This window comes from Pseudarthrobacter sp. R1 (assembly GCF_024494415.1).
Taxonomy (GTDB): Bacteria; Actinomycetota; Actinomycetes; order Actinomycetales; family Micrococcaceae; genus Arthrobacter.
In genome coordinates, this window is sequence record NZ_JAMKFI010000001.1 from 133,857 (window position 1) to 158,729 (window position 24,873).

Below are 24,873 nucleotides of genomic sequence, written 5' to 3' on the forward strand. Positions count from 1 at the left end.
GTTAACCCCAAAACAATTCCTCATCAGCAATAAAACTCAGCCGGCACAAGCCGCCTTATCAACTGTTCACGATTTGGGGGTAAGCGCACATTTCGCGCTTTCATTCCCGGGGTGTTGGTGGGGGTGGTGGTTTGAAGTAGGTGTTTTGTTGGGGTTTTTGGTGTGGGTCGAGGTGTTTTGGGGGTGTGTACCAGGGGGTGTTGTTGATGGTGGTGATGGTCCATTGTTCTTTGTGGATGAGGTGGTGGTGGCCGGAGCAGAGGAGGGCGCCGTTGTCTGTGTTGGTGGGGCTGGGTTCGGTGCCGTCGGCGTCGATGGTGTCGGCCCAGCGGCGGGCGACGCGGGCGAGGAAGTCCGGGTCGGCGGTGGCGGCTGTGGTGGTGAGGTTTTCCTCGATCAGCTCCAACCGCTCCGGTGTAACGAGGTGGCCGAGCCGGTTCAGGGTCAGCGCGATGATGGTCCCGGCCCGGGAGGAGACCACCGGGCTGGTCGTGGCCTGGCTGGTGATGGCCGGGTCTTCGCCCCCGTCCTCGGTGTCCGCGTCGTCCTCGACGTTCCCGGCGGCTGCGGGTGCGGGTGCGAGGGCGGCGGCGAGGTGTCCGCGGGTGGCCGGGATGCTGTCGCCGGTGATGGTGTTGCTGGGGAGGATGTCCGCTGCGAGGGCGAGCCTGCGGTGGGCCTCGCTCTTGCCGATCCGCAGCCGGAGCCGCAGGAACTCTGCAGTGTTCGCGCACCCGTCATCAGCCGGCGAGGTGATCACCCGGGCGGGGCTGTCCGTCTCGATCTGCGCCCGCGCGCCTCTTGCCGTTGACTCGCTGGCCAGTGGACCGTTGGCCGCTGACACGCTTGCCACAGAACCGCTTTCCCCTGAGTCTCCGGGCCAGGCGGCATCGGTTTCGTTCAGGGTTTCCACGCCGTTGTCCCAGCCGGTGACCCAGCCCTTGCCCGTCCGGGAGCGGCCTGCCCGGGCGGCGTCCGCCGCGGAAATGGCCTGCGTGCGGGTGCGGTCCACCGTCCCGGCGGCCAGGACCTGCAGGTACTCCACGGACCGGGAGAGGTCCTCGACCTTCCCGGCATAATCGGCGGCCTCGACATAGTTAGCGGCCGCGAGAATCCTGGGGGCAGCAGCCGCGGCAGCAGCCAGGAGTCTGCCGATCTCACCCAGGCCAAGCGGCACTTGCTGACAGTACGGGTTGTCAGTCGGGAGGGGCGCCGTAGCAGGCGGTTGATCTGAACTGGAAGGGCTGTCCGACGGGTGGGGCACCGCAGCAGGCGGCCGATCCGGACCGGACGGTTTGCCAGCCGGGAGGGGCGCCACAGGAAGGGGCTCAGCCACGTCAGCCAGGGGCAAGCCGGGAACGGCACGGAGCCGGCCCGCAAAACCTCGGCCGGCGTCGCCGTCGGACGCCTTAGAACCACGGGAGGAAACGCTGCCAGCCCGCGTCAGCACAGCGGTAGAACCGCCGTACTCCGCAAGCTGCTCCCCACTGGCTTCCATAGCCCTACTCTGCCAAAGACCACTGACAAAAGGGCCGGCCAAAGCAGCTATGTGGAAAACCTACATTGAGGCCGCGTTGAAGGAATCAGCGCCCCGGGGCTTCCGCGGCATCCGGGCTGCGTGGCTCCTTTTGCCACGGCCACCGGCCCGTAATTTCCAGCTCCAACGAGAAGCTGAGGAAGGTCCGGATCAGCACGATGATGGCCAGAACCCCGACGCTTTCGAAGGTAGGAGTGACAGCCACGGTGCGAATGATGTCGGCGGCGACCAGGAGTTCGAGGCCCAGCAGGATGGACCTGCCCAGCAGCTGCCGGTAGAGACGGTAAACGCTGAGGCTTTCAGCCCCCGCGGGAAGGTTACGAGGCTGGTGCCCGCGGAGTGCCAGAGGAATGGAAACCAGGGCACCGATGACCATAACAGCCACCCCGGCAAAGTCGACGAACTCTCCGACTGTCTCAATGATGTGCCGAAAATCCAAGGCTGCCTTCCTCACGCGCGTCGGGTCAAAGTCGCTGCCGTCCAGGGGACAGCCTAAGCGCCGGCACGCCGGGTAGTGTCCTTTGAGCTATGGGTGGCGGACCCCGTTGCCGGCGAGAATGTCCCGATAACCCTCGCGGAACGACGGAAAAACGAACTCGAAACCAGTGCTGTGCAGGAGAGCATTCCGGCAGCGCTTGTTGCCCCCGCGGGCCGGGCCTGCATCTCCCACAGCGGGCTCAACCGAACCCATCTCTGCCGCCAGGAAGCGGAGCACGGAGCCGAGGTCGGCGGGGTCGTCGTCCACGCCGATGTACACGGGTTCCGGCGCTGAAGGCAGAGTGGCCAGATGGACGATGGCAGCAGCAGCGTCGTCGCGATGGATGCGGTTTGTGTAGCGGAGATCTTCCGGGATGATGGCTGAACCGCTGCGTACCTGGTCGATCAACCGGGTCCTGCCGGGGCCGTAAATGCCGCCCAGACGCAGCGCGACGGCCTCGGTTCCTGTCCCAGCAAACCTTGCCTGCAGGAGTTCCTCGCTCTCCAGAAGGACCCGCCCGGAGAAGCCGCCGGGAACCGCCGCCGTGCCCTCATCAACCCAGTCGCCGCCGGCGTCGCCATAAACAGCGGTGGAGGAGACGAAGAGCACCCGCCAGGGCGTCACGCCGTCGCGCTCCAACGCGTCAAGGACATTGGCGAGGCCCTGCACGTACGCGGACCGGTAGGCCTCCTCCGTTGGTGAGTCGGCAGCTACGGCTATCACGACGGCGGTGGTGTCGCCCGGGACCGGCGGCAGGTCGGCTGCGCTCAGGTCAGCCGCCACACCTTCGATCGCGGCCGGCAGCTTCTGGGGCGAGCGGCGCCAACCAACCACACGATGTCCTTGGGCCGCGAACCGCAGTCCCGCTTCGGTTCCGAGATCGCCACAGCCGGCCAGGAGGATTGTCATGGCTGACAGTCTGCCATTCCCACAGCCTCGACTCGTATTCGCCGAGTCAGCTCAGGGCGCTGGAAGGGTCGAGACTATCGCGGGTGCCGGAACCGGGGTCCTCGGCGGCTGGGGTGAAAGGTGCGAGAGCACATTAAGTAGAACTCCGAGGGCAAAGATGATCAGTGCCAGCCGGAAGAACACCCCAAGGCAGCCCAATTTCTTCCTGCTTACAGTCCTGCTCCGGGTTGTAACCGGAGGGCGAACGGTGCGCGGGTCGTCTGCGGGGTCACGAGCCGTGCGCCACTGCGCCAAGGACGCTGCTGGTCCGGAGGAGTGGGCGAAATCGGCTGACCCAGTAGGTACGTTTCCAGTGGTTAGCAGCGAGGGACTACTACTGCCGGCGAGCAGGTTGGTGAGGTAATGGTGGATCGCGCCGATTGTGTTCGAATCTAGCACTGGCGGGAGTGCGGCTACGGCGTCATGCAAAGTATCAATGCCCTGGATCCGTGCACCGCTGGCGGTTGCCCCTTGAAGAACCGGCTGCCCGACCATGCACAGCCAGGCCTGGACATATCGGCGGTGTTGCGGCTCAAGGAGCGCGGCAACTGCTGCTCCCTGCTGCAGCACGCCGCCAACTTCCCGCTCCCGTGAGTAGCCGTTTTGGCGGAGGACGCCGTTGAGAAGTTGCACGTTCCCCGACCAATTCTTCGCATCGACCACAATGACGCCGCCGGGTCCGATCAGGACATGGTCCAGGTTCGCTTTGGGCCGCCCGGGCCAGTGCACGTCGTGCAGGATCATCCAGCCTTGTGACTGAAGCGTCTCAAGGATGACGGCAACCCTGGCTTCGCCAGCGGCACCAGCCGCCCAAGCCCGCTCGGACCGTTCCGCATATTCCAGCTGCCGCCGAAGCTTAGCTGCGCGTTCAGCCGCTATTCTCGCCTGCTCAGCAGCCCCGCCGCCTGCACCCATATTTTGCCCCCAATGCTGGTGCGGTTACACGCACTTGGGCACTACTGTATGCGATCAGCTGCTGCAGGAAGGGTCCTTTACGGTGCCTCTACCGGGAAGAACACGCGCGGGTCCTGCAGGAGTGCCGGGTAGGCAAAGGCGGACCGGTCAATGATCTCAGTGACAGTGAAGTTCCGCCCGAACCTGCCGTCATCGAGCGTGATGGGCCGGCCCACCACCTGTCCTACGGCAAACTTGGCACCGTGTTCGAAGGGGACAGCCACGGGCGTCTTTCCGGGCAGCGTGGAGAAGGCCTCCTCCTGCGCCAGGCGCTTGCGGGTGGGCTTCTTCACCAGCTGCTTCGGCGGGGCTTTCCGGGGCTGCTTCGAGGGGCGGCGGGATCCGTCCTCGATGTACACCGGGGTGTAGTCGTCGTCTGAATCAGCAGCCGCGGCAGCGGTAAACCCGTGCACGGGCGGCAGGGCCACGGTGTCCAGCGTCTGGGGATCGACGTCGGCATGCGGCGAACGGAGGATCCAGAGAATGTCACCCTCGGGTTCATGCGGCAGGAACTCGTGCTTGGGTTCAGGCCAGAGGTAATCCATGTCCGGTACCGCATCGGTGAAGACGGAGCTGTAAAACTTGGGTTCCTTGCGCACCAGCTTGGAGCGGTGGCTGAGGTGGAAGTCCGGATCCCCAAGCCACGGCGGCATCGGAATCTTCGAGGCGTAGTCCGGGTGGGCGGCCTGCGGGGCGAACTCGGTAATGTTTTCGCGGGTCTTGTCGGGGTGCCCGCGCTTGGTCCACTCGTCCACCATCGCCAGCCCATACATGGTCAGTGCCGGCACGTAGCCCATCCACATCCGGATCGCCGGGTGGGTCTGCCAGCCGTATCCGGGAATCACCAGGGACCGGAGCGTTTGCAGCGCCTCGACGCGCTGCTTGCCGAGCCGGGCGGTGTCCAAGGCGGCGGCGCTCTGCCGGAAATCGGGGTACGGGAGGAAAGTTTGCATCCCTTCAGTCTGACGGCAGCGGGCGAATGTGCCAATTGCAGTGCCCGGCGCCACAGACCCGACCCTAAAGTGTTCACATCGTGGACCTATGCATACATCGGGTGGGCGGAACCACTAAGATCACCGCAACCACCCCAGCCTTTTGGAAGCCTTCTCATGACATCTTCAGTTGAAAAAACCGCCGGAAACGCCCACTCCTTCGTGCCCCGCTACGGGCAGATGCTGAGTCCGGAACTAAAGGGCATCCTGGTCCTTGACGAATTTACCCTTGACCCTGAGGCCGCGCGCAAGGAGCAGCACGGCTTCCGCGCCGGCATGGCCGCAGTCGCCACCACCATGCGCCGCATCGCGGCCGCGCGCGTTGTCATCGCGATCGTAGCCATCGCCAATCTGCCGCTCTTCCTGCTCTCCAGCGGATGGTGGATTTATGCCGTCTCGCTCACCCTCGTCGTCGGCGTTCACGCCGCGGTCACCTGGCTGAACCGCCACGAGCCCCGGCTCAAGCAGCAGTCGGCGCTGGAGCTGCACCTGCACCGCGAACGCAGCGCAAACTACCGCAAAGTCCGCGACGCCGTGAAGTACATGATCGATACCCCCAGCCGCATGAATGAGCACCTCTACCTGGAGCTCCTGGCCGCCAAGCGCGTCGCCCTCAACCTGGCCCACGGCACCGTTGCGCTCCTGGACACCACCGACGACTCTGCCTGGAAGGTCCGGATCGTCCGCGAACTGCCTGGGGCCAGCTAAGGCTTTCGGCTACACCACATAAAAGTACGACGCCGGCCCGCCCCTTTGGGGGCGTGCCGGCGTCGTTCTGTGGTCAACGGAATTTGTCTATCGCCGACCGATTAGGGAGCCCGTGCGGGACTCAGGCACAAACTAAGGTGCCGTCGCTTACGCGGGAAGCTGGATGACCTGTCCCTCGAAGACGAGGTTCGGGTCGGAGATGGTGTCCAGGTTCGCGTCGGCAAGGTGCTGCCAGCCGCCCTGGATGCCCAGCTTCTCTGCCACGATGCTCAACGTGTCGCCGGCCTGCAGCGTGTAAGTCTCGCCGCTCAGGGCAACCGCCGTGACGTGCTTGGCAGCGGGCGCCTGGACAACAGGCGCCTGGACAGCCGGCGCCGAGGTGACGGGCGCGGCCTGGACGGGAGCTGCCTGCGCCGGCGCGCTCTGGACGGGAGCCTGGACCGGCGCGCTCTGGACCGGAACGCTCTGCGGTGCAACGCCGGTGGCGCCTCCGCTCAGGCCGAGCTGCGCAGCGCAGGATGGCCAGGCGCCCCAACCCTGCGACGCCTGAACCTGCTCGGCCACGGCGATCTGCTGTTCGCGGCTGGCGTCAGCGGCTGATCCCGTGCCGCCGTATGCTGCCCAGGTACTCGGGCTGAACTGCAGGCCACCGCTGTAGCCGTTGCCTGTGTTGATGGCCCAGTTGCCGCCGCTCTCGCACTGGGCGAGGGCATCCCAGGTGGACGTGCTGGTGGCGGCGTTGGCCCCGGTGGCGGAAAGCGCGATGCCGGCGGCCGAAATGGCGGCAACGGTTGCTCCGCGGCGCGCGGCAGTACGGAAAGTGGTGTTTTTCATGATGGTGATGCTCCTGAAGGCCACCTGCGCTGGTTCCGTCCCCGGAGATCATCGCGCCACTGCCCACCCCTGACAAATAGAGGTCAAGTTCGGTGGCTGCCAGCTGGGCAGTTCTGGTGGAGGCAGCACCGGGCATTCATGCGCCCACGTTCGCGGGCTTGCACTTCACGCTAGGACATCAACCGGCCGTTATCAAATCGAGATTTTTCTGGACGTTGGCTGGTGCTTTCCTGACCGAGGGCCGCAGCCAGATACGGGGCTGTGCGGCTTTTTTGAGATTGCGCGACGACGACGGGTGTCCCGGTTGCCATGACCTGCCCACCTTTGTCCCCGCCTGACGGTCCAAGATCGATTACCCAGTCCGCACCGGCCACCACTGCCATTTCGTGCTCAACTACCACCACCGAGTTTCCGGCGTCCACCAGTCCGTGGAGCTGAGCCATCAGCAATTCCACGTCGGCGGGGTGCAGGCCGGTGGTGGGCTCATCCAGGAGGTACAGGGTGTGCCCCCGCTGCGCCCGCTGAAGCTCAGTGGCCAGTTTGATGCGCTGCGCCTCTCCGCCGGAGAGCTCCGTGGCCGGCTGCCCGAGCCGGAGGTAGCCAAGCCCCACGTCCCGCAAGCTCTTCAAACTCCGGGCGGCCGCAGGGACGTGGGCCAGGAACTCCGCGGCGAGGTCCACCGTCATGGCCAGCACGTCCGCCACGTTCTTGCCCCGGTACTCCACTTCGAGCGTGTCAGGGTTGTAGCGGGACCCGGCGCATTCCGGGCAGGGCCCGTAACTGCCGGGCAGGAAGAGCAGTTCCACTGCCACAAAGCCCTCACCCTGGCAGGTCTCACAACGCCCGCCTGCCACATTGAACGAAAACCTGCCCGCACCGAAGCCCCGGAGCTTGGCTTGTTCGGTGGCCGCAAAATCCTTGCGGACAGCGTCAAAAAGTCCTGTGTAGGTAGCCAGGTTGGAGCGCGGCGTCCGCCCGATGGGTTTCTGGTCCACGGTCACCAGGCGGTCGATGTGGTCGCTTCCCGTGACGTATCCCAGCGCCAGGGGCTCCGCGGACTCCTCGGGCTCAACAGGCGACCTGAGTCCGGCACCAACCACCTCGCCAAGCACCCGGCTGACGAGGGTGGACTTTCCCGAACCCGAAACACCGGTCACAGCAGTGAGGACGCCAAGGGGAAAACGGGCATCCAGCCCGCGCAGGTTGTGCCGGCTGACGTCCGTCAGCTCCAGCCATCCCGCCGGCTCCCGTGTGTGGCCCTTGGTAACAGCACCGGGCACTTGTGGCATTGCGTCGCCGAACAGGAATGGCCTGGTGACGGACGCCTCGATGCCGGCCAACCCGTCCACGGGCCCGCTGTAGAGCACCTCGCCGCCGCCTTCACCGGCCCGCGGGCCCACGTCCACCAGCCAGTCGGCCCGGCGGACCACGTCCATGTTGTGCTCCACCACGAACACCGAGTTGCCGGATGTCTTCAGTTGCTCCAGGACGTCCAGGAGGGGTTCGGCGTCGGCCGGATGGAGTCCGGCTGACGGTTCGTCCAGCACGTAGATCACGCCGAAGAGGCCGGAGCGCAATTGAGTGGCGATGCGCAGCCGCTGCATCTCTCCCGGTGACAGGGTGGGGGTGGCCCGGCCCAGGGCCAGGTAGCCGAGACCCAGGTCCAGCAGGACAGTTATGCGTTGGAGCAGGTCCCTGGTAATCGCTACCGCCACCTCGTTCGACTCGCCGGAAACGTGCGTGCGTGAGGCCGTGCCGGCGTCGTGCAACTCCGACGTGGGGCGGACGATTTCCGCAAGGTCCGCCATGGGGAGGCGGTTGAGTTCCGCGATTGTCCTGCCGGCAAATGTCACAGCCAAGGCCTCCGGTGTCAGCCCCGTACCTGAACAGAGCGGGCACGGCCCGGACTCCATAAACGCCAGCACCCGCTCCCGCATGGCGGCGCTCTGCGAATCGGCCAGCGTATGGAGCACGTAGCTCCTGGCACTCCAGAACCGCCCCTTGTACGGTTTGGCCACGCGGTCGCGCTGGGGAGTCACCTCCACCACGGGCTGTTCCTCGGTGAAGAGGATCCAGTCGCGGTGTTTCTTCGGCAGCTTGCGCCACGGGACGTCGACGTCGTAGCCCAGGTGGGCAAGGATGTCCCGCAGGTTCTTTCCCTGCCACGCGCCAGGCCAGGCAGCGATGGCGCCATCACGGATGCTCAATGACGGGTCCGGGACCAGCGAAGATTCAGTGACGGTGTGGGCTATCCCCAGGCCGTGGCATTCCCGGCACGCCCCGGCGGCTGTATTGGGAGAGAAAGCGTCCGAGTCCAGTTGCCTGCTGCCGGCCGGGTACCTGCCCGCGCGGGAAAAGAGCATCCGCAGGGAATTGGAGAGCGTGGTGACCGTACCCACCGTGGACCGGCTGCTGGGTGCGCCGCGCCGCTGTTGAAGCGCGACGGCGGGCGGCAGGCCGCTGATCAGCTCCACCTTGGGATTGTGCCCCTGCTGGATGAGGCGGCGGGCGTACGGGGCTACGGATTCGAAGTAGCGGCGCTGGGCCTCCGCGTAGATCGTGCCGAAAGCAAGTGATGACTTCCCGGAGCCGGATACTCCGGTGAACGCCACGATTGCGTCGCGCGGAACATCAACGTCCACGTTGCGGAGATTGTTCTCGCGGGCTCCGCGCACCCGGACAAAACCAACGGTTGCGTGGGTGGGAGATGAATACTGCAGGTCATCAGCTTGCTTGGTGTTCTGCATTGGTTCGACTCTAGTGGTGATTCCGGCGGTGGGCATTATCCTGACCGGATGGATAACTTTGCGGCCGGTGCTGCCGCGCCTGAAACCGAACCCGTTGCAGTTGAGCCCGAGGTCCCTGGCAGGCTCCTGCCGGTGGCGGAACTGCACCTCCACATTGAGGGGACACTCCAGCCGGAGTTGATCTTTGCGCTGGCGGAGCGGAATGGCATCGCGTTGCCGTACAGCGGCCTGGACGAACTTCGCGAAAAGTACGAGTTCACGGACCTGCAGTCGTTCCTTGACCTGTACTACGCCAATATGGCCGTTTTGCAGACGGAGGAAGACTTCGCGGACATGACGTACGCCTACCTTGAGCGGGCCGCCGCTGCCGGTGTGCGGCATGCCGAAATCATGATGGACCCCCAGGCCCACCTCTCCCGCGGTGTCCCGCTAAAAACCTGCGTCAACGGTGTCGCATCGGTGCTGGCGACTTCCGAGGAGGACTTCGGAATTTCCACCATGCTGATCGCGGCGTTCCTGCGGGATCTCCCGGAGGAGTCAGCGCTGGAAGTCCTGGGCGAACTGCTGGCCATGAATGCCCCCATTGGTGCGATCGGTTTGGACTCCGCGGAGGTGGGCAATCCGCCGTCGAAATTTGAGCGGCTCTACGACAAGGCGCGCGAAGCGGGCCTGCGGCTGACCGCCCACGCGGGCGAGGAGGGACCGGCGTCGTACATCATTGAAGCCCTGGACATCCTCGGAGTGGAGCGGATTGACCACGGCATCCGCTGCATGGACGATCCGGACCTCGTGGAGCGCCTCGTGGACGCCCGGATCCCGCTGACCGTGTGCCCGCTCTCCAACGTACGGCTGCGCGCCGTGGACACCCTTGCCGACCACCCGCTGCCCGCAATGCTCGCGGCGGGGCTCAATGTTTCGGTGAACTCCGACGATCCCGCCTACTTCGGCGGCTACGTGGACGACAACTTCGCCCAGCTGGAAACAGTGTTTGAGCTCTCTGATTTCGACAAGGCCCGGCTGGCCGCAAACTCTATCCATTCGTCCTTCGCTTCGGAGGAGCGGAAGGCGGAGTTGCTGGAGGAATTGAACGGCGGCGAAGTAACGCACTGACGCCTGCTGTGTCTCACGCAACGAGCCCGCACTGATACCGCTAAACTTGGTGCCGCAGGCGTATCTGGGACGGTGCGGAGTGGCACTCATGCCAGCGCTCAGGGGTTGTGCAGTCAGCCCTGTACCCGATACTCCAGACTCACTTGTTGGAATGTCCGCTTCATAGTCGGTCACGACACGCAGAGTTAACCATTTCAAGTCGCGCGATTTAACGGGCAGTTGGCATGATGCCTAAGACCGATCGCTTTATAAAAGGGGAATCATGGCCAAGTCCACCGCAGAGAACACCTTCCTTCGACTCAAGACCGTGCTGGATGTCCTGACCGAAGGCGTGTGGTCCGGTGAGGCACTGAACGCGGGCCAGGTCCTCGCCGAGGCCACCGCCCGGGTGCCGTTCAACGACCACGAGCGCGAGCTGCTCAGCGGCGGTATTCCCCGCGGCCACAAGACGCTGACTTCAGCCACCGCCAAGCTGGTGAAGGCCGGCTGGCTGGTCAAGGGCCGCTCCGGCTGGACCATCACCGAAGACGGGATGCGCGCCACGGTAGCGTTCCCGGATCCGGTGTCCTTCGCCTCCGCGCTCGACGCCGGCACCCCCGTTCCTGCCGAGACCCCGGTTCCCACGGCTCCCGCAGGATTCGTGCGCCCGACCTTCGCAACCGCCGAAACCACCGCGCCGGTGGAGGCCGTGGCCAAGACGGAGCCCAAGAAGCCCGCGAAGAAGACCCCGGCAAAGAAGGCCGCTGCAGCTGTGGGCAAGGCAGCCAAGGTGCTCGAAGACGCCGTCGAGCCCGTTGTGAAGGCTGTGCGGAAGGGCAAGGCTCCGGCCGCGACAACGGAGGCTGAAGCGCCTGCGGCTGTCGGTTCCTTCGAGGACCCGGACGTCGAGACGCACCCGCAGCCCGAAGCGGTGGCCCTCGCCGGCGATTTCAACACCATCCTTGGTGCACCCGAGAACTGGGCTCCGCAGTACGACGAAGCGCAGATGGAGTTCGACTTCCTGGACCAGCTCTGGAAGAAGAGCGCCGAACTGCCGGCCGGCCACTACACCTTCAAGATCGCCCTGAACCGGTCCTGGGATGAGAACTACGGCGCGTTCGGCACGTTCGACGGTCCCAACCACGAACTGCACCACGACGGCGGCACGGTCACCATCCGATACGACCACCGCACCCGCGACATCACCATCAACTAAGCGCCACCGCTCGCCCAACTGCGTCGCAGTTAACGTCGTGAAAACCCGTTTTCCGAGTGTTAATTGCGACCCAGTTGGGACGGCGGCCGCCCAGCAGTTGGTTAGCAGAGGGGAGCTCCTATGACTGGCAGGGAATCTTCGTCGTCCGGTGCCTCTGATGCGTTCGAGGCGTCCGGTACGTCCGATCCGTCGGATGCGGAGGCCGTGCGGCTGACTGCCCGCGTTTTCGGCATCGTCCAGGGGGTTGGCTTCCGCTTCTGGACCATGGGCAAGGCGGAGGAGTTGGGCCTGACCGGTGAGGTGAAGAACCTCGACGACGGTTCGGTCGCCCTGGTGGCCGAGGGCCCCCAATGGAAAATCCACGAGCTCCGCGCGTGGCTGAACTCCGATGCCACGCCCGGCCGGGTGGAGCGCGTGGAGGACTCGCTGTCACCCGCTGAAGGCAGCTTCCGCAGTTTCAGGGCCCGCTGAGCGGCAAACCCGCAGGCTTGGCAGGCGCTCGCGGGATTGCCTCAATCCCGAGCCCCCTCAACCCGAGGCCCCCTCAACCCGAGGCCCCCTCACTCCCGCGGGCTGAGACCGATGAAGGCGCCGAGCTCCTCCAACGCGGCCGGCCGGTGCGGCATGTAGCTGGTCAGTTCGAGGGAGCGGATGATGACCGCCCGCCACTGCCCACGCGATACCGCCACGTTGATCCGGTTCCTATTCAGCAGGAACTCCGCCCCGCGGGGTGCCTCGCTGACGGCCGAACACGCCATCGAAACCAGCACCACCGGTGCCTCCTGGCCCTGGAACTTGTCCACTGTCCCCACCCGGACCCCGGCCAGGCCTTCCGCTTCGAGGGATTTCCGGATCAGGTGGACCTGCGCGTTGTACGCGGCCACCACCAAGAGGTCTTCCTGTCCAAGGGGACGTGACTCTGCATCCGCACCGGGAGTCCACTTCAGCCCAAGATGCCGCCGCGCCTGGCGCACAACCTCGTCGGCTTCCTCCTTCGAGGCGGTGGTGTTGCCAGTGTGGTTGACGAAGGCAGTCTCAACCCCGGCGGGCAGTCCCTCAAGCTGGCGTTGCGAAGCCGCAGGGGCGGCCTGGAGCTTCCCTTCGTAGCTCAACCGGGATACTGCACGGCACAAGTCCGGGTGCATCCGCCAGCTGTCGGCCAGGAAATAACCAAGGTTGGCAGGCAGGGTGGCGTGCCCTGCGGCGAGCCATCCCAACGCTGATTCATCCACAGGCTCCGGGTGTGCTCCCTGCGAGACCTGCGGCAGCTGCTGCGGATCACCGAGCAGGAGGAGCCGTTTGGCCGCGCGGGAGACAGCCAATGTGTTGGCGAGCGAGAACTGCCCCGCCTCGTCAATGACCAGCAGATCCAGGGAGCCGGCCGGAACTTCCTTGCCCGTCATGGTCCAGGCGGTGCCGCCTACGAGGCAGCCGCCGGGAGAAGCCAACAGCCTGGCGACGTCACCATCGGAGGAGGACTTCCAAGGAACGTCGTGCGGCGACGCAAGCTTCTTGGCCACCACAGCCGGATCCACGCCGCCGGTTTTGATGGCGCAGCAGAGCAGGTTTTCGACCACGTTGTGCGACTGGCCTACAACCCCGATCTTCCAGCCTTCACTAATGAGCCGGCCGATGACGTGGGCGCCGACGTACGTCTTTCCCGTTCCGGGCGGTCCTTGGACGGCAAGGTAGGAACGGTCGAGGTCCCGGACGGAATTGGTGATCGCGGCGGCGTAATCCGCGGAACCGTCGGGCGCGTGCGGGACGTCCACGGGCTGCCGGAGCGTGCGGAAACGCGGGGGCTGTTTGCGCAGGATGTCCAGTCCTGGCTGGGCGGGCAGGTGCGGGACGGAAGCGCCGACGCTGCCGGCGATTTCCGCGATGGCAGCTTCGATGCTGGCGGTGGCCAGGGGCTGGTCCTCTGTGAGGGCAACGGGAAGGTGCGGGTAGGCGGCAACCTTTCCGGACTCACGCTCGGCGATGGTGATGATAGTGTGCTCCGGGTTGTCCGGCGCCGGCCCAACCTCACTGATCCTGGTCCCGAAGGTGAACGCCCGGGTGCCGGGAGCGGCGTCGGGATCGGCCATGCCGTCCGGCGGCGGTGCATCGTAGAGCCGGCACCAGCTGGAGTCCGCTCGAAAGTCCGATCCCTCCGTCATGGTGCCATGGAGGCGCAGTATCCGGGTACGCATCCGTTCCCGGGGCTTGGCAAGGGCCCAGTCGGACGTCACTTCCGCCGAAGACACCACAAACACGTTCCGCTGGTCGGACCAGTTCTCGATCGGTGCTTCCACCCTGTCGAAGTGCTGCCACCAGAACTGCTTGCGTTCCCGGCGGTGATATCCAGTTGCGGCGGCCACCATGGCGATGGCTCGTTCGTCGTCCGTCCAGGGGCGGTTGTCCGGCAGCCCGGCGAGATATTCGCGCAGCCTTGCCTCCTCGGCAGTTTCTTCCGGGGCCGCCGGGCGTTCCGCCGGCGCGGCCCCGGGGCGTCGTCCCGCCTCTTCTGCTTCCGGGGCTGCACCCGCAGCCGGCTGCCCGGCAATCTCCAGGAGCCAATCCCGCAACCGGAGGGTGGAAAGGCAGTCGTACTGGTTGTAGTCCGAGATCGAGGCGAGGACCTTCTCCGCCTCTGCGGCGTTCCCCGCATCCCGGGCTGCACAGTAGGCGGCGTAGGCGACGACGGAGGCCCCGGCATCCTTGACGTCCCCCGAGCGGAGGTTGCTGCCCATGTACAGCGGTTCGAGCTTTTTGATGGAGTACGACGCTTCGGAAATGCGCAAGGACTGCCGGACCGTGGCGTAGAGGTCCACGAGAAGGCCCTCCCGAAGCCAGGCGTCCACAGTGTCCTCGCCGGCCTGGTGGGCAAGGGAGAGGTTTCGCAGCGCTGTCTTTTCGTAGGCGGCGTAGTGGTAGACGTGCATGTCCGGGTAGCGAGCCCGCCGTTCCTCCACGTATTCCAGGAAGTCCAGGAAGGCGCGGCGCTCCTCAGACCGGGAGTGGGCCCAGAAGGGGCGGAAAACAGGGCTGCCGGGATTGCCCGCACCCGGGGCCTCAATCACACCGAACAGGTACTCGATGCCCCAGGCTCCGGTGGCAGGGTCCTGCCAGAGGGGGTCGCCCTCGAAGTCGAAAAAGATGTCGCCTGGACTGGGAGCCGGAAGGGACCCGATGGTGTTCTCGGGTAGCACCGTGAACGAGACCGTATACGGTTGGCCGTCCTTCGTGAAGGTCCGGGATCCGGCCGGGGCGTCCAGGCCCAGCTGCATCCGGGCCTGGGCCCGCAGCCGGACCACAGAATTTTTGGCTTCCTCGAGGGGCATTGCCGCTAGCTGGTCGATGGTGCGGATGCCTGCAGCATTCAGCTTCCTGCGCTGCACCACGGACATGCCGGCCACCATCAACAAGTCCCGATGGACCTGAACCTGCTCGGCGCAGTAGTCGCACCGGCCGCAGTGGACGATCCCGGGCTGTTGCCACTGCACGGCGGTGCTGGCCGCCCGGTGCCGGCCCGTCAAGTCACGGAAACGCCGCCGTCGTTCCCGGAAAACCGGCAGTAAATCCGGAAGGGAGTGGCTGCTGCGGAGCCAGTCGTCACCCACGCGGGTGCCGAGCACCAGGGTGACTGTGGGGGAGGGCTCGAGTCCCATCCCAAGAAGCTGGTCCCCGTACGCGGCCAGCTGCAGCAGGGCGCCCACTTTGGCGTGCCGGGCCAGCTTGGTATCCCAGACTTCGTAGCGCCCCGGGCTGCCGGTGCCGGCGGCTTCATTGACGAGGAAGTCCGCGTACCCGAGAAATTCGCCGTCGAAGAAGGTGGCCTGGAAAACGACGTCGGCCCCGGAGCGGAGGGCGAGCTCGGTTTCGGCGCGCTTTGCCTGTAGGTCCCCACGCAGGTTCTGCCCTCGCTCGAGGGAGTAAACGCCCGCAGCCCGGGTGGCATCCCATTCTCCGTACTTGGCGATCAGGCTGGCCAGGACGGTTTGCTCGTGCTTGTCACCCAGCTCACCGGCACGGACCTGCATCTCGTCAGCCGCAAATTCGGCCTTAGGCGTGCGGCCCAGCTTTTCGTCCAGGATCCGGAGCGTGCGGTACTCACATTCGCTGGCCGCCACCAGGTCGCTGGCGGAAAACACCAGGTCCGGCGGCGCGCCGGCTTTTGCAGCTTCGAGCAAGAACACGGGGCCTCCCCATCGAATGCCGGGCTGTGATCATTAGCCAAAGGAGGCTTCCCCCGGCTACGAACCTAACCTAGCAAGGGGCCCTGACAATACGGCCGGGTCAGCCCTTCGCGTCCGCGCGCACCTGGGCTTTGTCGTGCTCGATGTGGGCCTTCCGCAACAGGTCCAGGAACTCGGTCTCGTTGCGGACGAGCTTCTTGTACTTCTCGGGCAGCTTGCGGATCTGGTCCTCCTCGCGGCACATCTTTGCGAAGATCTTGTCCCGCTCCACCATGTCCGTCTCGTAGTTGAGGTCCAGGTACTCGTTGGCGTGGCGCTTGGCGCCGGACACAGCGTTCTTGGCCTTGCCCTTGGGGCTGAAAATGGATGCCAGGACGGTGACCAGCAGGACGCCGAGGATTACGCTCAGGGAGACCTGAGTGCTGATTTCCACCACGTTGACATGCTGGCCGTCGTTGATGAACGGAAGCGTGTTCTCGTGGAGGGCGTGCAGGATGAGCTTTACGCCGATGAAGCCAAGGATTGCTGCCAGGCCGTAGGACAGGAAGATCAGCCGGTCAAGCAGGCCGTCGATCAGGAAGAACAGCTGCCGCAGGCCCATCAGGGAGAAAGCGGTGGCCGTGAAGACGATAAACACGTTCTGGGTCAGGCCGAAAATCGCGGGAATGGAATCAAGGGCAAAAAGAATGTCCGTGCCGCCGATGGCCACCATTACCAGCAGCATTGGCGTGAGGACGCGCTTGCCGTTCTCTATGGTGAACAGCTTGTCGCCGTCGTAGTGTTCCGACGCCGGAAGGAATTTCTTGGCGAGCCGGACCACCAGGCCTTCGGAATCGTCGTCGTGGGAATTGGGACGGAGCAGGTTGCCGGCGGTGACGAGCAGGATGAGCCCGAAGATGTAGAACACCCAGGCGAAGCTGTTGATCAGCGCGGCACCCAAAAAGATGAACGCGGTGCGGGCGATCAGCGAGAAGACGATGCCGAACAGCAGTACCTTCTGCTGGTCCGCACGCGGCACCTTGAAGCTGGCCATGATGATGAGGAACACAAACAGGTTGTCGATGGACAGTGCCTTCTCCGTCACATATCCGGCGAAGTACTCCGTGCCCATGGTGGGCCCGCCGAAAACCAGCACAGCAAGCCCGAACAGCAGCGCGATACCCACATAGATGGCCGACCAAATGGCGGATTCCTTGAGCGACGGCGTGTGGGCCTTCCGCACGTGGAAAAAGAAGTCGAAGGCCAGCAGGCCAACAATCCCTGCGATGGTCAGGGTCCAGACATAAGAAGGTACTTCCACGCGGCGGGCCTTTCGTCGGGGTGTCCTTCCAGCGTACCCAAGCCGGCAGCACCTAAGCAGGCTTCAGGAGTTCATGCTCCACGACGGCGGTACGGGACAGGGTTTTGTATCCCTCCTGCTCGAACAGGACGGTGATGACGTCGTCCTCGTGCCGCATCACCAGCCCCGGACCCCACTCCTTGTGGACCACAGACGACTGGAGCGGGAACGGGTCCCCGGCACCTGGGGCCGCCTGTTCCGCGGACCCCGGGCCGCCGTCGTCGTGCCTCCCTGTTCCCCGGGCAGGAGCATGGGCAGGAGCATCCGCGCGGCTGGCAGCATCCGCGCAGGCGTCACAGTTGCCGCACGGTTCCGGCAGGTCCTCGCCGAAGTAGCCCAGCAGGAACTGCCGCCGGCAGCTGTCCGTCTCCGCGTAGGCGCGCATCATGGTGAGCCGCGACTGGTCCACGCGCTGCCGGGCCTCGGCAAGCTCGACGGCGCGGTCCACCAGGGAGGGCAGTTTGGCTTTGGAGGTGAGGCGGATGCCGCGCTTGCCGGTGGTGACCGCGCCAGCCTCCTCCAGCTGGTTGACCAGCCCGGTGATGCGCCGGGCGGGGAAGCCGGTGAGCTCCGCCAGGGAGGTTTTCGGTGCGGGCCCGCCTGCAGCCTTGAGGACCTTCAACACCGCCAGCAGCGAGTCCGGATCGGGGGAGTGGGTGCCGAAGAACTTGCGCAGGCCAAGGTCCTCTGCACGGTAGTGCAGCACCGCGGAAGCGGAGTCGCCGTCACGGCCCGCCCTGCCGATCTCCTGGTAATACGCGTCCAAAGACTCCGGGATGTCCGCGTGGACCACGAACCGCACGTTGGGTTTATCAATGCCCATACCGAAGGCGGTGGTGGCAACCACAACGTCCAGCTGGTCGTCCAGGAACTGCTCATGGATGCGCTCGCGGTCTCCTGCGGACCGGCCCGCGTGGTACGCCTCCGCACGCAACCCTTCCTTGTCGAACTTCGCGGCGTACTTCTCCGTGTCCTTGCGGGTGGCGGCGTACAGCAGCCCCTGCCCGTCATCCCGGGCCAGCGCCCCAACCTGCTCCAGCACCGCCTTGCGCTTGCCCTTGTCCTCCTGGTGGCGGACCACATCGAGGGAGATATTGGGCCGGTCGAAGCCGTGGACCAGGACCAGCGGGTCCTTCATGCCCAGCCGCTCCGCGATCTCGTCCCGCACAGGCGGCGAGGCAGTGGCGGTCAGGGCAGCCACGGGCGGGTTGCCCAGCCGTTCCCGGACGTTGCCGAGGTTGAGGTAGTCCGGCCGGAAGTCGTGGCCCCAGGAGGAGACGCAGTGGGCTTCGTCCACCACGAAAATGGAAATGTCCAGTTTGGCGATGCGGTCCACTGTTTCCTGCTTGGCCAGCTGCTCGGGCGCGAGGAACAGGAAAGTGGCCTCGCCCGCCTCAGCCGCCTGCCAGGCGGCCTCCACCTCGCCGTCGCTGCGGGCGGAATTGACGGCGACGGCGGCCCCGTCGCCCAGTTCGTCGGCCAACCCGTCCAGCTGGTCCTCCTGCAGCGCAATGAGCGGGGAAACCACGACGGCGGGTCGTCCCGTTGTGTTGTGAAGGTGCCGGGCGGCCACTTGGTAGATGGCGGATTTGCCGTAGCCGGTGGGCATCACGGCCAGGACATCGCGGCCTTCAACGAGGGCGCGGATTCCGTCCAGCTGGCCGTCGCGCAGGTGGGGCAGGGAAAAGGAGGACGCCGCAAGGGCGCTGAGGGCAAGATCGTCGGACATTAGGGAGCGGCTCCGCACAGTGGGTCCTGCGGCCGCTTGCTTCAGCCGAGGTACCAAGCCTAGCGCGGGCCGGGACCCGGCGTTGTCCTGGTCCATCTGCCATGTGGACAAACCGGCACTCCGGTTCTTTCCCGTTGTCCACATACGGGGTGCCCCATCCTTGACTTCCCAGCCACCCTGAACAACTGTGGAAGGAACTGGTCCGCCGGCAGAAGCTGTGAAGTTTTGGGCCAGGACAAGCAAGGAGTGTGCAGCGTGACGCGCGAAAACCCGAAGGTCGAAGAAGCCGACGAGTCCGAGCTTGAGGTGACTGGACACCCCAAGTCCTGGGCCGCCGGAGTGCCCGGCGTTTACTACTCGTTGCAGCCTGCGCTGAAGCACATGGGCGTGGACAGGGCGCGGAAAACTTTGCTGGCGCTGAACCAGAAGGACGGCTTCGACTGCATGAGCTGTGCCTGGCCGGACCCCGGCCACCGCAAGACGTTCGAATTCTGTGAAAACGGTGCCAAGGCAGTCACCTGGGAAGCCACCCCGGTGGTGGTCAGCTCGGAGTTCTGGGCGGAGCATCCGGTCAGCGAGCTCAGGGAGCGGTCCGAGTACTGGCTGGGCATGCAGGGCCGGCTCACCGAACCCGTCTACAAAGCCGCGGGCGAGGACCATTACAAGCCCGTCAGCTGGGATGAAGCGTTCGGCATCATCGCGGACAAACTGAAGTCTTTGCCGAGCCCTGACCGGGCAGCGTTTTACACGAGCGGCCGGACCTCCAACGAGGCGGCCTTCCTGTACCAGCTGTTCATCCGCGGGTACGGCACCAACAACCTGCCGGACTGCTCCAATATGTGCCACGAGTCCTCCGGCTGGGCCATGGGCCAGACCATTGGCGTCGGCAAGGCCACGGTTTCCTATAACGACTACGCCAAAGCGGACCTGATCATCATCATGGGGCAGAACCCCGGCACCAACCATCCACGGATGCTCACCGCGCTGGAAGAAGCCAAGGAAGCGGGCGCCAGCATCGTGGCCGTCAACCCGCTGCCCGAGGCGGGGCTGATGCGCTACAAGAACCCGCAGCGGGTGAAGGGAATCATCGGCCGCGGTACCGACCTGGCTGACCAGTTCCTCCAGGTCCGGATCGGCGGGGACATGGCGCTGCTGCAGGCGGTGTCCAAGCGGGTCCTGGATGCCGAGGCTGCGGCGCCGGGGACGGTGCTGGACCACCAGTTCCTCGAGGAACACTGCCTGGGGCTCGAGGAACTTCGGGCGCACCTTGCCACGCTGGATGAAGCAGCCGTCCTTGAGGCCACCGGGCTGCGCGCCGAGGAGATCGACGAACTGGCGGACCGCTACCTGCGCGCGGAAAAGGTGATCATCACCTGGGCCATGGGCATCACACAACACAAAAAGGCTGTGGCCACCATCAAAGAGATGATCAACCTGCTGCTGCTCCGCGGGAACATCGGCAAACCCGGTGCCGGCGCCTCACCCATCCGCGGGCACAGCAACGTTCAGGGGGACCGCACCATGGGCATCTGGGAGCAGATGCCGCCGGCGTTCCTGGACGCGCTGGGCAAGGAGTTCAGCTTCGAACCGCCGCGGGGACACGGCGCGGACGCGGTGGAAACCATCCGACAGATGCGCGACGGCGGCATCAAGGTGTTCATGGCCCTGGGCGGTAACTTCGTGGGCGCCATGTCGGACACCCATGCGGCGGAAGCGGCGATGGAAAACACCGAACTTTCAGTCCAGATCTCCACCAAGCTCAACCACTCCCACGCCGTTACCGGCGCCGCGGCACTGATCCTGCCAACGCTCGGGCGCACTGAGATCGACCGGCAGGAGTCCGGTCCGCAGTTCGTCTCGGTGGAGGACACAGTGTGCGCCGTTCACGCCTCCCACGGCACGGTGGAGCCGGTGGCGCCGGGGCTGCTCTCCGAGGTGGCCATCGTCTGCCGGTTGGCACAGCGGGTGCTCGGGGACCGGGTTGCGGCCGACTGGGCCGGCTTCGAGAAGAACTACGACCTGATCCGGGAGCACATCTCCCACGTGGTGGTGGGCTGCGAGGACTACAACCGAAAGATCCGGCAGGAGGGCGGTTTCGTCCTGCCCAACGGGCCCCGCGACTCACGCACGTTCAACACTCCCACCGGCAAGGCCATGCTCACCGTGAACGAACTCGAACACGTGGATCGGCCGGCCGGCACGCTGATCCTGCAGAGCATGCGCTCGCACGACCAGTTCAACACCACCATCTACGGCCACAACGACCGCTACCGGGGCATCAAGAAGGGCCGCGAGGTGGTGTTTGTTAACCCTGCGGACCTGGTAGAGCTGGGGCTTGAGGACGGGCAGCACGTGGACGTCCGCGGTGTGTACCCGGACAAGGTGGAGCGGGTCCTTCGGAACTACCGGGTGGTGTCCTACCCGTCCGCGCGCGGCTGCGCGGCTGCCTACTACCCTGAAGCCAATGTCCTGGTGCCGCTGGAGAGCGTGGCCGAGGGCAGCCAGACACCGGTATCCAAGGCCGTGATTGTCCGGCTGGAACCCGTTCCCGTACTTGAAGAGGAGCCGACGGCGGCGGGCTAGCTGGTGATCAACCGCAGGAACGGCCCTCACCCGCAGGAGCGGTTCCGGCCAGCACCGTTCCTGCGGCCAAGACCGCGCGTGGCTTAGCGACGGCGACGCGATAGCTACTGCGTTGTGCCTGGCTACTGCGCTGTGTCCGTCTACTGCGCTGTGTCGGCCCAGCCCTTGCTGGCCGGGCCGCCGTCGTGCCCGTCGTCGCAGAGCCCGAAAGCAACGCTGGCAGCCCTGGCCACCGCCGCGCTGGAGGCCTCCCGCGTCCCCGCGCTGCCGGTACCGGCTTCCAGCCCGGCGGCATAGCCCACCAGGAAGGTGGTGACCGGGGCGGCAGGGTGGATTATCGAGTCCGCCGACCTGCGGGCCAGGTCAAGGAGTAACTCGTTGTCCACGTCCAAATCCAGAATTTGCAGCGCCTGGGCAAGCCGGTTGCTCCACTGGTCCAGTACCCGTGCTTCTTCGTCACTGACTGCCATGGTTCGCTCCTGTCGTGAGTATCGGGCCAGCTGCTGAGTGGCGTCTTTCCGGTGCCGACATTACAAGGCTTCGCAACGGAAGTCATGGGGTCCCTAAAACCCCTAATCCCAAACAGGGTAGATCTCCCTCCCGGCTGGCTCTGGAACTGCCACCAAGCCCCGCCTAGACTGGCCGAACCTCAGGCCAGGAGCGTCAGCACCGATCACTTGGCACCAAAGAAGGCGCCAGATTGATCAGGCCGGGCCCTGCCTGCAGGGGTACTACACCTACCCAAAACTACGGCTGCCCCACCGGGCCGGCCTGACTTCAGGAGAAACAGATGACAGGGAACAGAGCCGTTGCCTACAAAGCGCCAGGCAAGGTTGAACTTATTGACATCGACTATCCCAGCTTTGAACTGAAAGACGGGCCGGGCGTGAATCCGGCGAACGTGGGGCGGGCCGTCAACCACGGCGTAATTCTCAAGACCGTGGCCACAAACATCTGCGGGTCCGACCAGCACATGGTGCGCGGACGCACCACCGCACCGCCGAATCTGGTGCTGGGCCACGAGATCACCGGCGAGGTGGTGGAAGTGGGCCGCGACGTCGAATTCATCAAAGTCGGAGACCTCTGTTCGGTGCCGTTCAACATTGCCTGCGGCCGCTGCCGGAACTGCAAGGAACGCAAGACCGGCATCTGCCTGAACGTGAACCCCGACCGCCCGGGCAGCGCCTACGGATACGTGGACATGGGCGGCTGGGTGGGCGGCCAGGCGAACTATGTGCTGGTGCCGTATGCAGACTGGAACCTGCTGAAGTTCCCGGACAAGGACCGGGCGATGGAGAAAATCCTGGACCTCGCCATGCTTTCGGACATCTTTCCCACCGGGTACCACGGCGCGGTCAGCGCCGGGGTGGGTGTCGGTTCCACCGTGTACGTGGCAGGAGCGGGCCCGGTTGGCCTCGCAGCGGCGACCAGCGCGCAGTTGCTGGGCGCCGCCGTCGTGATTGTTGGTGACCTTAACGAGGACCGGCTGGCGCAGGCCCGAAGCTTCGGTTGCGAAACGGTGGACCTCACCAAGGGTGGCCCGGCGGAGCAGATCGAACAGATCCTCGGCGTACCGGAAGTGGACTGTGGCGTGGACGCCGTCGGCTTCGAGGCCAGGGGACACGGCCATGGAAAGGACGCAGAGGAGGCGCCGGCCACGGTGTTGAACTCGCTGATGGACATCACCGCGGCGGGCGGCGCCCTGGGCATCCCGGGCCTCTACGTCACCGGTGACCCGGGCGGGATTGACGAGGCCGCCAAGAAGGGCGCGCTGAGCCTCAGCTTGGGCACCGGCTGGGCCAAGTCGTTGAGCTTCACCACGGGCCAGTGCCCGGTGATGAAGTACAACCGGCAACTGATGATGGCCATCCTGCACGACAGGGTGAGCATCGCCAAGAACGTCAACGCCAAGCCCATCACCCTGGAAGAGGCGCCCAAGGGCTACGCGGAATTCGACGCCGGCGCAGCCACGAAGTACGTCCTCAACCCCAACGGATACCTGAGCTAAGGCGTCACGGCGGGCGGTGGTCCAGCCGGGAAAATCAATGCGGAAATAAGGGCTGCCCTGCCCGGGTTAGGCTTTGCAAGGGCAGCAACGTCACCGCATTGAAGGAGTTCCCTTGAGCCAGATCACCGTCCGCCACAACCCCGACCGCCAGCGTTTCGAAATCCTCGACGCCGGCAACGTAATCGGCAAGGCAGCCTACAAGGATTACGACGGCGGCGCCTCACCCCAGCGGATTTTCTACCACACCGTGATCAACGAGGAATACGGCGGCCAGGGCCTCGCAGGCCAGCTCGCCACGGCGGCCCTGGATGAAACCGTGGGCGCCGGGCGGGGCATCGTTCCCGTGTGCCCGTACATCAAAAAGTTCCTGACGAAACACCCGGAGTACGACGGCAATACGGTCCGCACCGCTCCAGCCCACCTCGAGTTCCTGGACACGGCACTCTCGGCACGCGCCCGCTGACGGGTCTCGGACGTTCAGGCAACTCCCAAGCTCGTGTGATTTAATCAGCAGCCTTAGCATCGGTGTGCGCTGGGCGCCCGATGTGATTTTATGATCATCCGAGTTGCAGGAGTTCTATGTCGGCGGACCCAGCGCTGCGCCCGGCAGGGCGTCACTTCCGCGCGTCCCGGAAAGGGCAAAGAGTTCTGCTGCTGGCGCTGCTGTTCTCTGCCGTCGCGCTGGTCATTGGGGCCAGCCTTGTTTTCGCAGCCGTCCGGTCCGGGCCCTTGGCTGGCGCAGCCGGTCCAGTCCCCGCCGCTGTTCCGGAAGCCCCCGTGGCTGTGGCCCCGGATGCCCTCGAAGACCGCATCAATTCCGTCCTGGAGGAGAACGATGACTACAGGATCGGGCTGGCTTTGGCGGACGTGTCCGGCGATGCGGCGCTGACCTTCGGCGACCAGGAAGCCTTTACGGCCGCCAGCACCGCGAAGATCATCACGGCGGCGGCGTACTACCACCAGGTTGAAAACGGCGAGGCCGCGTTGGATGAGCCGTTAGGGGACTACGACGCGGCGTTCCAGCTCGAAGCCATGGTGAACGAAAGCAACAACGATTCGTGGCTGCTGCTGATGGACGCAGTGGGCTACCCGCAGCTCACTGAATATGCCGCCTCCATCGGCGTCGCCTACGATCCCGAGGAGAATCTGCTGACTCCTGCGGAAATGGCACTGGTCCTCAAGCGGCTCTACGCCGGGGACCTGCTGAACGCGGAGAATACCGCCCAGTTGCTCGGCTACATGCAGGACACCAATAACGAGGAACTGATCCCAGCCGGGTCGCAGGCCGGCGTCGAGGTCTTTCATAAGTACGGGGAATTTGGCGGCGAACTTCACGACGCGGCGGTCCTGACGTACCGGGGCTCCTCGTTTGTGCTGGTGGTCTACACCGAGAATCCCGAGGGCAGTAAAGCACCGGGGCAGGCTGACGTCATCCGCGAGCTCACCGGCCTGGTCGAAGAATCGCTGTTTCCGCCCGTGCAGGCCGGCGGCCAGGCACGTTAGGTCATCAAAGTCGCGCATGCCTGTTCCGGT

Annotated in this window: 19 protein-coding genes; 8 read left to right on the top strand and 11 right to left on the bottom strand. The window is 65.3% G+C overall.

What is annotated here, in order from left to right:
• Nucleotides 1–100: 100 nt before the first annotated feature.
• The 5 genes from M8J71_RS00625 to M8J71_RS00645 form a co-directional block, all read right to left on the bottom strand.
• A complete protein-coding gene (locus tag M8J71_RS00625) occupies nucleotides 101–1,177 on the bottom strand; it encodes a DUF222 domain-containing protein (RefSeq protein WP_256246079.1) in 1,077 nt (358 codons plus the stop codon).
• 406 nt (nucleotides 1,178–1,583) lie between these two features.
• The gene (locus M8J71_RS00630) at nucleotides 1,584–1,976 is read right to left on the bottom strand and encodes a DUF1622 domain-containing protein (RefSeq protein ID WP_256246080.1); all 393 of its coding nucleotides are present in this window, start codon (nucleotides 1,974–1,976) and stop codon (nucleotides 1,584–1,586) included.
• A gap of 87 nt (nucleotides 1,977–2,063) precedes the next feature.
• Nucleotides 2,064–2,924, bottom strand: coding sequence for an SDR family oxidoreductase (locus M8J71_RS00635; protein ID WP_256246081.1), 861 nt, complete (start codon nucleotides 2,922–2,924; stop codon nucleotides 2,064–2,066).
• A gap of 51 nt (nucleotides 2,925–2,975) precedes the next feature.
• Complete coding sequence (locus M8J71_RS00640; protein ID WP_256246082.1) at nucleotides 2,976–3,878, bottom strand: nuclease-related domain-containing protein; 903 nt, start codon at nucleotides 3,876–3,878, stop codon at nucleotides 2,976–2,978.
• Between the two features lie 77 nt (nucleotides 3,879–3,955).
• Entirely contained in the window at nucleotides 3,956–4,870 is a 915-nt protein-coding gene (locus M8J71_RS00645; RefSeq protein ID WP_256246083.1) for an MSMEG_6728 family protein, read from the bottom strand.
• 156 nt (nucleotides 4,871–5,026) lie between these two features.
• On the opposite strand from M8J71_RS00645, the gene M8J71_RS00650 reads away from it, so the two are divergent.
• The gene (locus M8J71_RS00650) at nucleotides 5,027–5,617 is read left to right on the top strand and encodes a hypothetical protein (protein WP_256246084.1); all 591 of its coding nucleotides are present in this window, start codon (nucleotides 5,027–5,029) and stop codon (nucleotides 5,615–5,617) included.
• A gap of 147 nt (nucleotides 5,618–5,764) precedes the next feature.
• Here M8J71_RS00650 and M8J71_RS00655 read toward each other — a convergent pair whose 3' ends face one another.
• Both M8J71_RS00655 and uvrA read right to left on the bottom strand, forming a co-directional pair.
• Nucleotides 5,765–6,451 (bottom strand): transglycosylase family protein, encoded by a 687-nt coding sequence (locus tag M8J71_RS00655; RefSeq protein WP_256246085.1) that lies wholly within the window; start codon nucleotides 6,449–6,451, stop codon nucleotides 5,765–5,767.
• A gap of 170 nt (nucleotides 6,452–6,621) precedes the next feature.
• On the bottom strand, nucleotides 6,622–9,198 hold the full coding sequence (uvrA, locus tag M8J71_RS00660) for an excinuclease ABC subunit UvrA (RefSeq protein WP_256246086.1): 2,577 nt from the start codon (nucleotides 9,196–9,198) through the stop codon (nucleotides 6,622–6,624).
• A gap of 48 nt (nucleotides 9,199–9,246) precedes the next feature.
• On the opposite strand from uvrA, the gene M8J71_RS00665 reads away from it, so the two are divergent.
• The 3 genes from M8J71_RS00665 to M8J71_RS00675 all read left to right on the top strand — a co-directional run bounded on the left by M8J71_RS00665 (nucleotide 9,247) and on the right by M8J71_RS00675 (nucleotide 11,974).
• A complete protein-coding gene (locus M8J71_RS00665) occupies nucleotides 9,247–10,308 on the top strand; it encodes an adenosine deaminase (protein ID WP_256246087.1) in 1,062 nt (353 codons plus the stop codon).
• Nucleotides 10,309–10,570: 262 nt separating this feature from the next.
• On the top strand, nucleotides 10,571–11,503 hold the full coding sequence (locus tag M8J71_RS00670; protein ID WP_256246088.1) for a pullulanase X25 domain-containing protein: 933 nt from the start codon (nucleotides 10,571–10,573) through the stop codon (nucleotides 11,501–11,503).
• A gap of 120 nt (nucleotides 11,504–11,623) precedes the next feature.
• Nucleotides 11,624–11,974, top strand: coding sequence for an acylphosphatase (locus M8J71_RS00675; protein WP_256246089.1), 351 nt, complete (start codon nucleotides 11,624–11,626; stop codon nucleotides 11,972–11,974).
• Nucleotides 11,975–12,063: 89 nt separating this feature from the next.
• Here the strand turns inward: M8J71_RS00675 and M8J71_RS00680 are convergent, their stop codons facing one another.
• The 3 genes from M8J71_RS00680 to M8J71_RS00690 form a co-directional block, all read right to left on the bottom strand.
• The gene (locus M8J71_RS00680; protein ID WP_256246090.1) at nucleotides 12,064–15,681 is read right to left on the bottom strand and encodes a TM0106 family RecB-like putative nuclease; all 3,618 of its coding nucleotides are present in this window, start codon (nucleotides 15,679–15,681) and stop codon (nucleotides 12,064–12,066) included.
• A 100-nt stretch (nucleotides 15,682–15,781) separates the two neighbouring features.
• Nucleotides 15,782–16,981: a TerC family protein gene (locus M8J71_RS00685; RefSeq protein WP_256246091.1), complete on the bottom strand. Its 1,200-nt coding sequence runs from the start codon at nucleotides 16,979–16,981 to the stop codon at nucleotides 15,782–15,784.
• Between the two features lie 52 nt (nucleotides 16,982–17,033).
• Entirely contained in the window at nucleotides 17,034–18,749 is a 1,716-nt protein-coding gene (locus M8J71_RS00690; RefSeq protein WP_256246092.1) for a RecQ family ATP-dependent DNA helicase, read from the bottom strand.
• Between the two features lie 255 nt (nucleotides 18,750–19,004).
• On the opposite strand from M8J71_RS00690, the gene M8J71_RS00695 reads away from it, so the two are divergent.
• Nucleotides 19,005–21,332 (top strand): FdhF/YdeP family oxidoreductase, encoded by a 2,328-nt coding sequence (locus tag M8J71_RS00695; RefSeq protein ID WP_256246093.1) that lies wholly within the window; start codon nucleotides 19,005–19,007, stop codon nucleotides 21,330–21,332.
• Between the two features lie 140 nt (nucleotides 21,333–21,472).
• Here M8J71_RS00695 and M8J71_RS00700 read toward each other — a convergent pair whose 3' ends face one another.
• The gene (locus M8J71_RS00700) at nucleotides 21,473–21,802 is read right to left on the bottom strand and encodes a DUF6457 domain-containing protein (RefSeq protein ID WP_163165525.1); all 330 of its coding nucleotides are present in this window, start codon (nucleotides 21,800–21,802) and stop codon (nucleotides 21,473–21,475) included.
• A 320-nt stretch (nucleotides 21,803–22,122) separates the two neighbouring features.
• Between M8J71_RS00700 and fdhA the strand changes: the two genes are divergently transcribed.
• From fdhA to M8J71_RS00715, 3 genes are all read left to right on the top strand, one after another.
• Nucleotides 22,123–23,340 carry a formaldehyde dehydrogenase, glutathione-independent gene (gene fdhA / locus M8J71_RS00705; RefSeq protein ID WP_256246094.1) on the top strand — a complete coding sequence of 406 codons (1,218 nt, stop codon included), beginning with the start codon at nucleotides 22,123–22,125 and terminating at the stop codon, nucleotides 23,338–23,340.
• 112 nt (nucleotides 23,341–23,452) lie between these two features.
• Nucleotides 23,453–23,803: a GNAT family N-acetyltransferase gene (locus M8J71_RS00710; RefSeq protein ID WP_163165521.1), complete on the top strand. Its 351-nt coding sequence runs from the start codon at nucleotides 23,453–23,455 to the stop codon at nucleotides 23,801–23,803.
• A gap of 116 nt (nucleotides 23,804–23,919) precedes the next feature.
• A complete protein-coding gene (locus M8J71_RS00715; RefSeq protein ID WP_256246095.1) occupies nucleotides 23,920–24,843 on the top strand; it encodes a serine hydrolase in 924 nt (307 codons plus the stop codon).
• The last annotated feature ends 30 nt before the right edge of the window (nucleotides 24,844–24,873 follow it).